This is a genomic window from Paenibacillus sp. FSL H8-0259 (assembly GCF_037963255.1).
In the GTDB taxonomy this organism is placed as follows: Bacteria; Bacillota; Bacilli; order Paenibacillales; family Paenibacillaceae; genus Paenibacillus_AQ; species Paenibacillus_AQ phytohabitans.
The window spans coordinates 2,970,098-2,985,537 of sequence record NZ_CP150147.1 but is presented as its reverse complement, the minus strand read 5'-3'; the positions used below and the strand labels follow the sequence as shown (position 1 = coordinate 2,985,537).

Sequence of the window (15,440 nt, the reverse complement as noted above, 5' to 3'; positions counted from 1 at the left end):
CCTCAGCCCTTCACCGATCCCAGCAAAGCGCCTTTGGCGAAATGCTTCTGCAGGAACGGGTATACGATCAGAATCGGAATCGTGGAGACTACGATGACCGCCATTTTGACAGCCTGGTCCGGTGGGATAAAGTTACTCTCCAGCGAAGACGTATCTCCCAGACTTCCGCCCTGGGACAGCATTACAATCTGCCGCAGCAGCACCTGAATCGGCCACTTGGTTGAATCGTTAATATAGAGAATGGAGCTGAAGTAAGTGTTCCAGTGGCCTACTGCATAGAACAGCGAGAACGTAGCCAGCACCGGCAGGGACAAAGGTATGACAATCCGCACCAGAATGCCGGGATCGCTGGCACCGTCGATTTTGGCCGATTCCTCCAGATCCGGCGGAAGCTGCTGGAAGAAGCTGCGGACAATAATCAGGTTAAAGGCACTGATGGCACCCGGCAGCAGCAGCGACCAGTACGTATCCAGCATCCCCAGCTCTTTGACCACCAGGAAGGTGGGGATCATCCCGCCGCTGAACAGCATCGTGAAGATGACCATGAGCTGGATCGGAGAGCGGAAATCCATATCCCTGCGGGATAACGGATAGGCCATCAGGCAGGTCAGTGTAATGTTGATCAGCGTACCTGCGACTGTGATGAAGATGGTTACTCCCAGGCTTCGCATCAGCGTATTGGTGGAGAAGATATAGTTGTACGCCTCCAGTGAAAACTCTGTAGGGAAGAGAATAAACCCCTTTTCAAGCAGCTCCCGCTGCGTTGCGAATGAACCGGCAACCACATAAATGAACGGAACAATAGTAATGAGCGCAATGACTGCCAGCACGATGATATTGAACAGATCAAACAGGCGGCTCGGCCATGATGTTTCTTTTACCACAATTCTACCTCCTTTCGCTGTTTTTCCTAGAGAATTCCTTCCTCACCGAACCGTTTGGCCAGGAAGTTGGAGCCGAAGACCAGCACCAGCCCGACAACTGACTTGAACAGTCCGACCGCAGTACTGTAGCTGTACTCTCCCTGCGAGATCCCCGTGGTATACACATAGGTATCGAAGACTTCGCCAACCTCCCGGTTGAGCGGATTCAGCATCAGGAAAATCTGTTCAAACCCCGTATCGAGGAAATTGCCCAGCCGCAGGATCAGCAGAATCACAATGGTCGAGCGGATCGCCGGAAGTGTAATATGCCATAGCTGGCGCATCCGCCCGGCTCCGTCTATTTTGGCAGCCTCGTAGAGCTGCGTGTCTACACCCGCCAGCGCGGCCAGGAAGATGATCGTTCCCCAGCCCGTTTCCTTCCACATAACTTCACCGGTGATGAAGGTCCGGAACCAGCCGGGACTAAGCAGGAACTGGATTTTCTCGCCGCCCACAGAGGCAATCGCTTCATTGACCAGCCCTCCCTCGGTTGTGAAGAACAGGTAGGCAATGGAGACGATAACCACCCAGGACATGAAGTGGGGGATATAGACCAGGGTCTGAATTGTCTTCTTGTACGTCTGCGATCTTAATTCATTCAGCATCAGTGCCAGCACAATCGGCAGCGGAAAAAAGAACAGAATATTGTAGGCCGCCAGCACGAACGTATTCTTCAGCAGCTTCCAGAACAGCGGGTCCCCGAAAAAGCGGTCAAAATGCTTCATCCCCACCCATTGGCTGTCGACAAACCCCAGGAAGGGCTGATAGTTCTTGAAGGCCAGCAGGATCCCATACATCGGTACATATTTAAAAGTGATAAAATACAGCAGTCCCGGCAGCAGCATGATATACAGCCAGCGGTTGCGGGCCAGACGCTTCAGCTTCTGCCTGCGGAATACAGCAGACATTGACGGCTTCGAAGCCGCTAATGGATTTCCCATGTTCCTTCCCCATTTCCGGCACCCTTGGATCAGTTATTTTTGTTTATATAAGTGCACTTAAGATTTGAATTTGAAGCTTCATCGTCACTGCGGTGAACATTTGGACTTCCGGCCGCTGTTGTCTCCAGATTTCTTAATTTTGAACCGCTGTTAGCGGTAGAAATCCGGTGACAAAGGCGGTCGCTACCGCTCCTACAGTTCCAAATTTCCCCTCCGCTTCTTTTGCTTTTTGTTTATTTCTTTAGTGCTTATCTAGAACCTGATCCTTCAGTGCATTGAATTGCCCGGTTGCCCGGTTATAAATTTGATACCAGCCATTGTCATCCCATACGGAGAAAGCAAACTGTCCAGCAATAGCCTTGTTCGCGATTTGACGGTACGAATCCAGAAGTGTGTCCGTAATGACTCCCCGGTGCTCGTACCCGAATTCGCCCAGATACACCGGAATGTCATGCACATCGGCGAATTCCCGCTTCACATCGTCCACACGCTTCAGATGATCCGCCAGATTCTGAAAATACGAGTGATAAGTCCCCATAATATAGCGGTCCGTCCCCCCGCCCGGCAGGTCCTGCGGATTGCGGTACGTATCGTACAGCCCCCAGCCGCTGTTGTAGTTGTACCCGCCGAAGATCACAATCCGCTTGGCATGCGGCTGCATGCCGCCGAAGGTATAACCGCGGATCGCCGCATACGCCCGCTTGTTGAGCTCAATGACGCTCGCTTTGGCAGCTGCCCCCGTATTCAGGCTCAGATGCGGTTCATTGAACAATTCGAACACCAGCGTGTCCGGTTCATCCTTGAACAGCTCTGCGATTCCTGTCCAGATGGTCTCCAGCCGCTGCATGTTCGTTTCGAAGGCAGGCTCGCCCTGCACCGCGTTCATTGCCCATTCCTCGTGATGTGCATTCACAATCAGAATGACAGGCGGCTTGCCTGCGCAAGCCCGCTGAACGTTCACATCCTTCAGGACATAGTCCACCAGACGCTTCACTGTCGCCACATTCGGAGCGCTGAAGGAGAAATGCCCCGCTTCATCCGCAGTCGAAGCATATTTATCACCCCGTCCGCCCCAGTTGACCGGAATCCGGATGTTGGTGTACCCCGCCGCAATAAAAGCGTCCACGGCCGCCTTCACATCATCGTAACTCTGGCTGTTCCAGTTCCCTTCAAACGTGTTGCCCAGATTGGTTCCCCTGCCCATAAGACCGGCCATTTCCTCCGCCGTCAACGGAGTGGAAACGGCAGCTCCAGACGATGTCTCCGCCTTCGCACTGGCTCCGCCGGTCAGCAGTGCAATCAACAGAATGGCACAGACCGGCCAGATCATTGCAGATTTGAAGCTAGTCGGGAATCTCATTAATCATGCCTCCTCAGGATGGTAATGGTTCAATAGAACGGTATACATCTAATGGAAAGCGTATTCATTTCGCAGCTGGATAGAGACATACTTCTCCGGTCCAGCAGGTTCAGGCAGCAGCTGCTTGCTCTGCCACCAATATAGAGGAGCCTTTGAATTGCCGTCTATAGTCATCTTAGTACCACTGTGTGAAGCCTTGCTGCTGCTGGGTTTGCGGCGCCCGGTTATTCATTACAGACTCTGCTGTTGTCATTATCTAACCTGAGCTTTGGCTTCCCTGGAGTCGGTCCGTTTACAGATATCTCTTCCCAAATGCCCATATGTCTACTGCCGGACAGCAAAAAGGACCGGCCCGGCCATTCCCTGGCTCCGGGTCAGTCCTTATTCATTCGATTACTTCAGATTGATCTCTTTAATCTTATCCAGCGGAATTTTCGGCTCGCGTGCCTCTGTCAGCAGACCGTTGATTTCCTGCTGCACATCGGTGAGCTGGGTATAGCAGTACCCGCAGATATAATCCACACTCTTGATCGCCTGAGTCAGGCTTGCGAAGCGGTTCAGGAATTCTTCCTCCGATGCCACCTGATGCCCGTATCCCCAGCCCTTATCGGACTGGAAGGCGATCCCGCCGAATTCCGATATAATGATGGGCTGGCCTCTGTACGCATACCCCTCCGCGAATGCATATTTCCATTGATTGCAGGTGGTCTCTTTATTCACGATGGCTTCTTTATTGTCACCGTATCTGCTTAAGAAGCCTTCACCCATTTCAACGTAGTCATGCAGGGTCAGAATATCCGACACGGTATGCTCCCAGCCGTCATTCGTAATCACCGGGCGGTAGGGGTCAATCGCTTTGGTTAAGTGATAAATACCTTCTGTGAATTTCTGCTGCCTCTGGTCGTGCAGAATGTTCGGGACGCCCCACGACTCATTGAACGGCACCCAGGTAATAATGCTTGGATGATTATACTGCTGCTGGACGATCTCCAGCCATTCATTCGTAAATCTCTCAACGGCGCGGTCATGAAATTCGAATGTTGCCGCCATTTCCGACCATACCAGCAGGCCCTTTACATCGCACCAGTACAGGAAGCGGGCATCTTCAATTTTCATATGCTTGCGTACGCTGTTGTAGCCCAGCGCCAGAATATAATCAATATCTGCAACTATCGCTTCCTCGCTCGGCGGTGTCAGGTGGCTCTCTGTCCAGTAGCCTTGATCCAGAATAAGCCTTTGATAGATTGGCGCATTATTAAGCAGCACCTTGCCGTTCCGGATCGATACCTTCCGCATCCCGAAATAGGAATGCACGCGGTCCGCGACTTTGCCGTCCACATAGAGTATAAACTCGACATCATACAGATTGGGCTGTGCCGGTGACCAATAGCTCCGCTTCCAGGGACCGCTTGCCTCATGCAGCAAATCGATTTCCACCGTCTGGCGGGGCCGGTCTATAATCTGGCTTGTGGTCTTAACCGGGACTCCCTTTAAAGTAACTGCAGCCTCCAGAAGGATCTTTCCTGCCGCCGTCTCCAGTCCGTGTACCTGAACATCGAACGAGACGCTGGAGCGGTCGATATCCGGAGTGATTTTTACAGAATCCAGCCTCTGCTCTTCCACATATTCCAGCCAGACGGTCTGCCAGATTCCGGTGCTCTGCACATAAAAGCATTCAAAATTGTCCTTCGTCCAGCGCTGCTTCCCGCGGGGCTGGGTACAGTCATTACTGTCTTCTGCCTTTAACGTAATGTTATTATCCTTCCCGGATACAAGATAGGGGGTAATGTCGAAGGAAAAAGCAGCATATCCTCCCTGATGACTGCCTGCCAGGATGCCGTTCACCCATACTTTGGCGTGATAATCCACCGCCTGAAAGTGGAGGATCACCCGTCTCCCGGCAGCAGCCTCCGGAATGGACACGGATTTGTTGTACCACACCCGGGGATGAAATTCCTGAAGACCGACTCCGCTTGCCTGCGTCTCGTAAGTATAGGGAACGGTAATGGTATGGGTTGCGTTCAGCTGTTCCTGCCATCTCCCGCTTTCTCCGGTATTCTGGTCATCAAACCGGAAGCCCCATTCACCGTTAAGAGACTGCCACTCCCTGCGGACGAACTGCGGTCTGGGATAATCCTTGATATACGCCTTGGTTGTCATGGTGCTCCCCCGTCCCGTGTGTCAGACCCGGTTCTGAATTCCAGTGCATAGACCGATGCCGGACGCAGCAGACAGTCCTCCGCCCATCTTTCAGCGGAAACCTCGTTAACCTTGCAGGAGATACGGCTTGGCGCAAAGACAGAATTGATCTCCCGTTCAGATTCTCCCGTTATTTCATATACAACTACAGTACCGTCAGCCTCGAATCCGTGCAGTGTGAAGGAAGCCTTCACTTCCTGCAGACTCCGGTTAACGGCAAACACGGTGACTGTATCGCCGGACCCGTTCGTGAACGCTGCGATATCCAGCTCCGGCAGGGCGTCCAGATTGATCGGCGCCGGTTTGCCGGAGCTTACGGAGAAAGTGCCGCACTCCGTATCCACGGGCAGCAGGCGGGAAATATCACGGCCCGCATAGAGCTTCATGACTTCATAGGTTGGCGTGCCATAGACGGTTAACGGGTGCCCGCTCCAGCCCGGCAGCTTGCCGCAGTATTGATCGGCATAATAATCCCCCACCCGGATACAGCCGCCGAGCCATCCGTTCACCAGATCGGAGAAGCTGCCGATATGTACCATCTCACTGGCACGGAGCATCTCGTTCAAATTGGCAGCATTGGCTACCGCAGCGCCCAGCGTGTGTTCGTCCGGCAGCCCTTTGCGTACCGTGTTGGGATAATACATCGTATTGTATTCGGTAATTGCCAGCTTCACATGACCATGCTTCGGATTGGACCGGATCTGTCCCGCCGTCTGTTCTATATTGTAGCGGGTCCATTCCGGGAATGAAGCTATGGCTTTATAGCGTTCTTCTTCCGGAGTATCATGGTCCATTGCAAAACGGTAGTAGCCATGATAGAGATGCAGGGTCAAATAATCGATCTGCTCACCTGCGATATCCAGTACGGTCCGGTTCCATTCCTGATCCGTATGTCCGCAGGCCAGAATAACAAGGGAGGGATCTGCCTGTTCCATGGCTTGAATGAAGGACACGGTCCGCTTGGCGAACTGCTCCGCCGTGGTTGTTCCGACCTGCCAGGGTCCCCACACCTCGTTGCCAATCTCCCAATACTTCACATTATAGGGCTCCGCATACCCGTTCGCGGCCCGCTTCGCTCCCATGGGAGTTTCGATCCCGCCATTGCAGTATTCCACCCACCTCGCTGCCTCCTCCGGCGAGCCGGAGCCGTCATTCACACAGATGAGCGGTTCCACACCGAGCTCCCGGCAGAACCGGATGAATTCATCCGTACCGAAATATTTGCTGGTCCATCCTCCCCATGCCTCATTGAACATGACCGGACGCTCCAGCACCGGACCGACGCCGTGCTCGAAATGATAGGCGCTGATATAGTTGCCCGCCAGCCGCATCATCCCGGCGTTCAGGTCTTTCGTCATTTCGACCACCTTACGTTTTACGGTGCCGATGTGGTCTTCCGGGAGCAGAGAGACATGATCAATCCATAACATGCCGGTAGATACATGATCCCTCCATCTGGGGTGTTCGGCCGGCACATACACACGAAACTCTGCATCTGCGCTGTCCCGGCTGACAGACAGCCTGGCTTCATACTGCTGCCAATTATGGCCCGCCAGTCCGACACGCTCAAGCCCCAGCCGTGCCTGGGTAATCCTGTCTATCGCTTCTATAATAATGTAGTCCAGTTCAACGGAAGCTCTAAGCACCAGCTTGACCGTATACCGCCCTTCTTGGAGAGCGGTCCTCTGGGCGATGCCGGCATAGGCCTCATCATCACTCAGCAGCCGGATGCGCTGGGCGCGGCCCGAATGCTTAGGGGCAGACGCTTCAAGTGCATATCCGGTATTCCGTCCATTCGTATAGGCATACCAGCTTCCCGGCACCCCTGCCGTACTCCCCGGCTCACTTTCGAAATCCATATCCTTCAGCGGATACGCCAGCATGGCTTCCATATGATCGCGGATATCCTCCACGAAATGTCCGAACAGGTACGGGTTGACCGTATGCCCGCTTGGCTGGCTGCAGTCGATCGTTATCGTTGCTTGGTTAGACAATTTCAATCCTCCGTTTCCGATTAACCTTTTATTGAACCAATCATTACCCCTTTAACGAAGTGCTTCTGAACAAAAGGATACATCAGCAGCACCGGCAGGCTGGATACGATAATGACCGCGTATTTAATGCTCTCGGAGAGCAGGATTTTATCCTCCAGCCCGACATTCCCCCCGTCTACAGAGGCAGCCTGGCTGATCATCAGTATTTCGCGCAGCACCAGCTGCAGCGGGTACCGGTCCTCGCTGCGGATATAAATCAGCGCATTGAAGAATGAATTCCAGTGTCCCACGGCATAGAACAGAACCATTACGGCAATAATCGGCTTCGACAACGGCAGAATGATAGTGATCAGCAGCCTCCAGTTGGAGCAGCCGTCGATGTGCGCCGCCTCCTGCAGCTCCCACGGGATACTGGATTCAAAGTAAGTTCTCATAACAATGAGATTGTACGTAGAAATGGCCCCGGGAATAATGAGCGCCCACATTGTATCGACCATCCCGAGATTTTTGACCAGCAGATAACTGGGAATCAATCCTCCGCTGAAGAACATGGTCAGGGTCACAATCAGCATCAGCAGCTTGCGTCCGGGAAGATCCGGTCTGGACAGCGGGTATGCGGCAAGCAGAGTCATCATAATATTGACACTTGTACCAACAACTGTGTAGATCAGCGTATTGCGGTATCCGGTCCAAATTTTATCGTTGTGCAAAATATTGCTGTAGGCTTCCAGTGTCACGCCTTTGGGCAGCAGCCATACTTCCCCGTTCAGTACCCTGGCGGGATCACTGAACGAAGCGCTGACCACAAATAGTAATGGATAGAGCACTAAAATAATGATTATTGCTGCGAGCAGGTATACGATAACGTCGAACCGCTTCTCATCGGGTGGGGCTTTTATAATTACATCCTTAGGCATTGCCCGTCTCCTCCTCCATTACCACAGGCTCGTATCCGACGTTTTGCGCGCAAACCGGTTCACCAGCAGGAGCAGCGTCAGGTTAATCAGGGAGTTGAAAAGCCCTATTGCCGCAGTATAGCTGTATTCGCCCTTTAGAATTCCGGTAGTGTATACAAAAGTGGAAATTACATCGCTTGCTTCAAGATTCAAATTATTCTGCATCAGCAATATCTTCTCGAATCCGATGTTCATGAACTGCCCAATATCCAGAATCAGTAAAATAACGATAACCGGGATGATTCCGGGCAGAGAGACATGCCAGATACGCCGGATACGGGACGCGCCGTCCATCTTGGCTGCTTCGTACAGCTGCGGATTAATTCCGCTAAGCGCAGCGATGTATATAATGGATTGCCAGCCCATGTTCTGCCAAATATTTGAGCTGATGAAGATTGTTTTGAACCATGCGGCCGATTCCATGAAGCGGGTCGGCGTACCGCCAAGCGCCTGAATCAGCATGTTGACCGGGCCGCTCGGTGACAGGAGCACTGTCAGAATGCCCACGATAACAACAACTGAGATAAAGTGCGGGATATAAGTGACGTTCTGCAGTAATTTACTGTATCTCTTGCTGCCGATTTCGTTGATCAGCAGTGCCAGCATAATCGGAACCGGAAAAGCAATCAGCAGGGAGAACAGGTTGATGGACAGCGTATTCCAGAGAAGTCTCCAGAAATAATAGGAGTCAAAAAACCGCTGGAAATGCTCGAATCCCACCCAGCTGCTGCCGAGAATTCCTTTGCCCGGATTGAAATTTTTGAAGGCAATCTGCAGCCCGTACAGCGGTCCGTAATGGAACACTAAATACCAGGTGACCGGAATCAGCAGCATAAGATACAAGTCGTATCTTCTGGCAATTTGCCTGACCAGGCGGCGCCCCGGTTCCCGGCGGAACCGGGGCACTGCAGCCTTATTATGAATCTCCGCCTTATTCATGAACATCCGCTCCTATCCAATAGGATCAGCCTATTTCTCCATCTTGTCGTAGGCTTCCTGATAAATTTGCTGAAGCTCTTCGACATTCATCTTTTGCAGGGTTGCCTGGAATTCATCCCACTTGTCGAAGCTGAGCGCACCCGCGATGAATTTCGTGCTTTGTTCTTCATAATATTTGTCGATGTCATTGCGCAGCATGTTCACCTTCTGGGCCGTTGCTTCGTCAAACATTGGAGCGGCATAGCGGATTGCCGGCATGTACGGATCCAGCGCCTTTTGCGCTTCCTGCACTTGAGGCGGATTGATATAAGAAGCTACATGCTCACTGATCAGATGCGGCGCCCCTCCGCCGGCGTACGGAGTGATTTTCGGCTGGGTCTCGGAAGTAGAATACTCTTCCTTGTAATAGGGAATCCCGTCCTTCAGCTCATAATGTTCGCCTTCCCGCCCGAACCGCAGCAGCGTCGAGCCTTCGTCGCTATAGAAATAGTCGACCCAGCGCATGGAGATTTCCGGATATTTATTGACTGAAGTAATGGCATACGCCCCAAAGTCACGCGGGATCGGAGCCGTCTGGCTCTGCATCCGGTCTCCGTGCGGACCCGCCGGCGGCGCAATGCCGATATATTGATCCGAGATCGGCAGGAAATTGTTATTCGTCTGGTCGAAGAACATGCCCGTTTTGCCTGAGCCCTGCTTGGCCAGGAACTGGGCCTCCGTATGGGAGAATACTTCCTGGTCCAGCAGCTTATCTGCATACAGCTTGCTCAAGTACATGAGCATTTCCTTGTTCTGTTCGCTGCCCATCCAGATTTCGACTTTATCGTCTTTGATGTTGATGTTGTAGCCGAACTGCTGGTCCAGTCCAAACGAACCGCTCATCATCGTCACGATACTGAGGCCGACGCGCGCGGTCAGCGGCAGCTCATCCTTTTGGCCGTTGCCGTTCGGGTCCTGATCGCGGAAGGCGACCAGCACATCGTACAGCTCATCCGTCGTCTCCGGCACCTTCAGGTTCAGCTTCTCCAGCCAGGCCTGGTTGATCCATTTCTTGTCCGTCCGTGCCGCGCCCAGGGTAACAATGCCCGGAATCGCATATATATGGCCTTCCGGCGTCGTGATACCTGCACGGATCTCCGGATACTCATCCATCAGCTTGTTGAAATTCGGGGCATAGTCGCGGATCAGATCCTCCAGCGGAATGAGCTGGCCGCCCGAGCCGTAACGGATGGCCTCCAGTTGGGTGATTCCGGAGCGGTACATCACATCTGGAAGCTCATTGGAGGCGAATAGGAGATTCTTTTTCTCCTGAAAGCCATCGGTTGGTGCTTCAGTGAACTCCACCTGCACATTGCTCAGCTTCTCGTAATCCTGAAAGACCGGCATATCCTTGAAGGGTCCGTTGACGGGAGCGATCCGGGTGAACATACTCAGCTTCACCGGTTCCTGCACGATCGGAAATCCGTCCTTGCTCACCGATTGGTCTGCGGTCGCCTTAGGTGCAGCCTCATTGCCGTTGCCTGCTCCTGAATTGCACCCCGCCATTGCCAGTGCGGCAATGACCATCAGGCTTAGCGCCGTTTTAGTCCGTTGTTTACGCATGTCTGTATAACCTCCTTTTAGATCTCGCTCAACCCATCGTTGTAAGCGCTTCCCTTGATGTGACTTTATTATAGCCGGGCACGCAAAGAGGGGAATTCCACATATATGACTTTTTACTACACTTATCTTACCGTTTCATTTCGCAGCAGGCGGACGGCTCACAAAGGCATGCGGCGTCGTGCCGGTCAGCTCCTTGAATACTTTGAAAAAATAATTGTACGTAGTGAACCCGACCTGAATACTAATTTGTTTAACCGTGTATTTTCCGCTTTCGAGCAGTCTGCAGCTTGCATCAATACGGACACGGTTCAAATATTCGGAGAAGGTCGTCCGCGTCTCTTCTTTGAAAATCCGGCTTAAATAAGACGGGTTGAGCCCGATCAGGTCAGCGGTCAGCTCCAGCGTAATGTAACTCTGGTAACGTTCCAGAATAAGCTGAACCGCCTGGGACACATGTCTCGAATAGGAGCCTTGCGCCTGTCTCCGGCGGAGCCGGCCCAGCAGACCTTCATAATAAATTATCAGCCACCGTTCCAGCCCGGCTACGCTATTGATATTGCCAAGTTCTTCCCGGGAAGGCAGTCCGCCATCTGCAGCTTCATCTCTTGTTAATGTCTTTTCCCCTATGGCCAGCAGCTCGCTGACAATCATCTGCACACTTGGCGAATGAAGCGGATGCTTCTGGACAGAGGCGAACGCACTGGTAATTGACCGCTCTACCTCTTCCATATCCAGCCGTTCAATGGCTAGAAGCAGCTGCTTCTGATTCCCGATCGTCATCAGGAGGCGGGGATCGTTAAGACTGCTATCCGGCTCCAGCCGTGTAGCAGCGTTATCGAGGACACGTTCAGCCGAACGGTAACTGTCTTCGAGCTTGGACAGGCTGCTGCACATATGGCCTATAGCATAAGTGCATTTCAAATTCAGGAATAGCTCAAGCGAATGGCTGACATTGCTCATCAGCCGGCCAGCTTCGCTGGCGGCAGCCTGCTCGCTCCGTTCTCTGAATGCGAACAGGATGGCCAAACGGCCATTTTCTACATAAACGGCCATCCGCTCGGGCAGATCGCCGAGACTCTGCTGCATTAGTTCTACCGCCTGCCGGACCAGACCGTTAATCTGCACATCACTGCGTGTTTGGGTCAACAGCAGGAAGGGAACGATTTGGACAGCGGCGGCCATATAACAGACCACACCAGGCAGAAGTCCGCTCAGGCGCATGCTCTTCTCAAGTATGGCGGCAGCCTCCGGCTTGCCGGCCAGCAGCTGGAGCGTCTGCTCACGTAAACTTTCAGTTCTGTTGCCCGTATCCAGGCTCCCGTCCTCCAGCCGCAGACCCGATGTTTCGGTCTCCTCCTCCAGCTCCCGGGCAGCCTTCTTCAGAATGGCGATCAGGGATTGGTCATTCAGGCGGTGCTTCAGCAAATAGTCTGCAGCCCCGTTCCTCAGGCATTCCCGCACATAATCATAATCATCATAGCTGCTGAGCATAATTGTCTTTACAGCCGGATACCGCTCCCGGATGGTCCGCTGCAGCTCCACACCATTCATGCCCGGCATATTCACATCTATAATTGCGATATGCGCCTGCAATTCTTCAAGAGCCTGGAGCGCCATTGGACCGCTATAGGCTTCTCCGCAAATCTCAAAACCATGACTCCGCCAATCCGTCATCGTTGACAGATGATGATGTACCAGCGGTTCATCATCCACCAGCAGCACTTGAATCAACATTCAACCTGCCTCCTCTGCGGATCGTTCATCCGTACGAATCTCCGGCAAACGAATGACCACCTTGGTATACAATCCTTCTTCACTGAACAGCGTGATACCGTACGGCTCCCCGTACATTCTGCAGATTCGTTCATGCACATTCCGCACGCCGATTCCGCTGAAGCGCGACGCGCTTCCCTCCCTGCCGGATTCCAGAAGCAGCCGCATTTTCTCCCGCGACATCCCCGGCCCGTTATCCATGATTTCTATGAACAGATCCCCGCCCTCCCCGTATACTCTGATCAGAATAAGTCCGCCTCTGGCCGACGGGACAACCCCGTGCAGGATGGCATTCTCCACAATAGGCTGGAGCATCAGCTTAAGCACCCGGCATTCCAGCAACTCATCATCTTCCACTTGAACCTGAACCGTTATCGGCTCCATATACTTGTATTTCACAATCGACATATAGCAGTTCACATAATCCAGCTCTTCCCTGACGGTAAGAAATTCACTTGAATTCCCCAGCACCCCGCGCATAAGCTCGATTAAAGATCCAGAGACCTCTTCAATATTCGGCACACCGTTCAGATTAGCCAAATATTTGATGGTATTGAGCGTGTTGTACAAAAAATGAGGACGGATCTGTGCCTGCAGTGCCGTAAGCTCAGCTTCACGCTTCGCCTGCTCGCTAATCCGGATATCCTGCATCAGCCGCTTCAGATCATCAATCATGCTGATGAACACAGTGTAGAGTTCACCGATTTCGTCTTTCGAGTTAATCTCCATACGCGGAAAGGATAAATTACCGTCCTTCACCCGCATCATCATCGTTTTGAGCCGCCGGATTTGCAGTGTAGTCCTGGAGGACATCTGCATGGCTCCCAGCAAAACTGCGACAAAGACGATAACTGATACTTCAACCATCAGATTCCGGACCTTCACCGATTCACTCACGAGAGAATCCAGAGGAATAAGCGCCCGGGTAATCCAGCCGGTGTGCCCGGAGCGGCGGCTGACGACAATATAGGACTTACCGTCAATCTTCTGCTCTGCCGCCTCTTGAACAGCTGTTCCCGCAAGCTGCGGAGCGGTATATATCGTTCTTGTCATTTGCGGCGAGAGTGATGCAGGGGCAGAATCAGACTGGTATACCAGCTCCATCTGTTCATCCAGTACATACAGGACACTGTCCGCTGTCGGCTTGACGCCATACGTGTTGCGGATGAAATCATAGTTCAAATCCACCATCACCACACCAATGGATTCCCTGTTATACCGGATGACACGGCCGACGGAAATCACATCCGGGCTGCCCTCTTGTTTGAAATAAGCGTGGCGTTCCCCGTTGTTTAACATGTAGTCCATCGCCTGCGTCTGCAGGAAATTACGGTCAATCCAAGGTCCCCCGGTGAAGAAAACCTTACCGTTCAGGCCAATTACAGCGATGCGTGTTATATAAGGCTTATAGCCGATCAGACCTGACAGAAATTCATTAATCCGCTTTTGCTCCAGAAACCACTCATAGCTGATTTCCTCGCTGGGGCTCAGCAATATATCGATTACCGTATTTTTATTCGTAACGGCAACCGTGTTCAGACGATCGATCTCCTCAAACATAAGATTCAGGGATTCGTCGGCTTGACGGATACTGTCCGCAACCGAAGTAATGGCGTTATGCTTAATCGTCTCACGCATATTCAGATAGATAATGGAGGTGATCGTTACAATAGAGAATAGACTGAGCAGTCCGAACGCGATGAATATTTTCCCCTGAATCCCCAGCTTCGGTGATATTTTATTGCGCAGAGCTGTAAATCTCATTCTCGGTCTCTCCTTCACATGAGGGAAATGACTTTCAGTAAGCGCTATCATATTATCAGAAAACAAAACCGTGCCGTTATCCGCCTCCAGCTGAACGGGTATGCAGCGGGGAAGTCTTGTAGTAGGACTTGAATGCCCGGGTAAACGTATACAGGTTGGGATAGCCGAGTGACAAGGCGATTTCCGTGATTGAAGCATCGGTTTCAGCAAGCAGCCGTTTAGCCTTGCCCATACGGATGTTCTGGATGTACTTCTGCGGAGATACGCCGGTCTGGCTTGTAAAAGCACTGGTGAAATAGGATCGGTGTACACCCGCATACGAGGCAACCTGCTGAACGGATATCCCTTCAGTAGCATGGAGGTTCATAAATTCCATACACTCCGATACCCAGCCTGAAGGTGATGGTGTATCAGCCGGGAATGCTCCGGGCATCAGGACGGCCAGCAATTCGCAGGTCTGTCCCTGCAGCTCCAAGGACACAGCCGGGTCCCACCGCCCGTACCTTGTCATTGCCCCGAATATGCGTTCCAGTACTTCCTTAATGCGGGATGTCACCTTACCAAGAGCATACGGCTTCTCAGGCACCATCCCGGTTAGCTTCAGCAGCGGCATCACTCTGCTTCCATCCAGCGCAAGCCAGCTCATCTGCAGCGGTGATTCCGCGGGAATGATGTAATAATGATACGTCTGATCCGGAAACAGACAGAACATGTCGCCCTTTTGCAGTTCAATGTGCTCATCTCCATAGTTAAGGCCAACCTTTCCTTCATACACGAAATGAAGGCTGTAGCACTCGATCCTTTTGGGACCCACCCTGTAGTTCGGCTTAGCCTGACTACGGCCGGCACGGACAGGCCATAGCTGCCCCTCCCTATCCAAATATCCGGGTGAATAGTAGATAAACTCGGCATATTCATATTCGTATTCCTGCAGATTCTGCAACACTCCTGACATATCCCCACTCCCTCCATCTAACAAAATGACAATT

The 15,440-nt window shown here is 52.4% G+C and carries 11 protein-coding genes; all 11 read right to left on the bottom strand.

The annotated features are described in order from the left end of the window. Positions 1–2: 2 nt before the first annotated feature. The 11 genes from NSU01_RS12545 to NSU01_RS12495 all read right to left on the bottom strand — a co-directional run bounded on the left by NSU01_RS12545 (position 3) and on the right by NSU01_RS12495 (position 15,406). Positions 3–884: a carbohydrate ABC transporter permease gene (locus NSU01_RS12545; RefSeq protein WP_042135835.1), complete on the bottom strand. Its 882-nt coding sequence runs from the start codon at positions 882–884 to the stop codon at positions 3–5. A gap of 26 nt (positions 885–910) precedes the next feature. Then, positions 911–1,831, bottom strand: coding sequence for a sugar ABC transporter permease (locus NSU01_RS12540; protein WP_305954209.1), 921 nt, complete (start codon positions 1,829–1,831; stop codon positions 911–913). A gap of 274 nt (positions 1,832–2,105) precedes the next feature. Continuing rightward, positions 2,106–3,224, bottom strand: coding sequence for a cellulase family glycosylhydrolase (locus NSU01_RS12535; protein ID WP_076244284.1), 1,119 nt, complete (start codon positions 3,222–3,224; stop codon positions 2,106–2,108). 393 nt (positions 3,225–3,617) lie between these two features. Beyond that, positions 3,618–5,384 carry a glycoside hydrolase family 2 gene (locus NSU01_RS12530; protein WP_076244282.1) on the bottom strand — a complete coding sequence of 589 codons (1,767 nt, stop codon included), beginning with the start codon at positions 5,382–5,384 and terminating at the stop codon, positions 3,618–3,620. Further along, positions 5,381–7,417: an alpha-L-arabinofuranosidase C-terminal domain-containing protein gene (locus NSU01_RS12525; RefSeq protein WP_042135827.1), complete on the bottom strand. Its 2,037-nt coding sequence runs from the start codon at positions 7,415–7,417 to the stop codon at positions 5,381–5,383. Before NSU01_RS12525 ends, NSU01_RS12530 begins: the two co-directional genes overlap by 4 nt. Before the next feature lie 20 nt (positions 7,418–7,437). After that, positions 7,438–8,334, bottom strand: coding sequence for a carbohydrate ABC transporter permease (locus NSU01_RS12520; protein ID WP_042135825.1), 897 nt, complete (start codon positions 8,332–8,334; stop codon positions 7,438–7,440). 18 nt (positions 8,335–8,352) lie between these two features. Continuing rightward, positions 8,353–9,318, bottom strand: a complete 966-nt coding sequence (locus NSU01_RS12515; protein WP_179093521.1) for an ABC transporter permease subunit — start codon at positions 9,316–9,318, stop codon at positions 8,353–8,355. A 24-nt stretch (positions 9,319–9,342) separates the two neighbouring features. Then, on the bottom strand, positions 9,343–10,914 hold the full coding sequence (locus NSU01_RS12510) for an extracellular solute-binding protein (RefSeq protein WP_042135822.1): 1,572 nt from the start codon (positions 10,912–10,914) through the stop codon (positions 9,343–9,345). Positions 10,915–11,049: 135 nt separating this feature from the next. After that, positions 11,050–12,648, bottom strand: coding sequence for a response regulator (locus NSU01_RS12505; protein ID WP_256703872.1), 1,599 nt, complete (start codon positions 12,646–12,648; stop codon positions 11,050–11,052). Next, entirely contained in the window at positions 12,649–14,451 is a 1,803-nt protein-coding gene (locus NSU01_RS12500) for a sensor histidine kinase (RefSeq protein WP_042135820.1), read from the bottom strand. A 76-nt stretch (positions 14,452–14,527) separates the two neighbouring features. Beyond that, positions 14,528–15,406, bottom strand: coding sequence for an AraC family transcriptional regulator (locus tag NSU01_RS12495; RefSeq protein WP_305954206.1), 879 nt, complete (start codon positions 15,404–15,406; stop codon positions 14,528–14,530). Positions 15,407–15,440 lie beyond the last annotated feature (34 nt).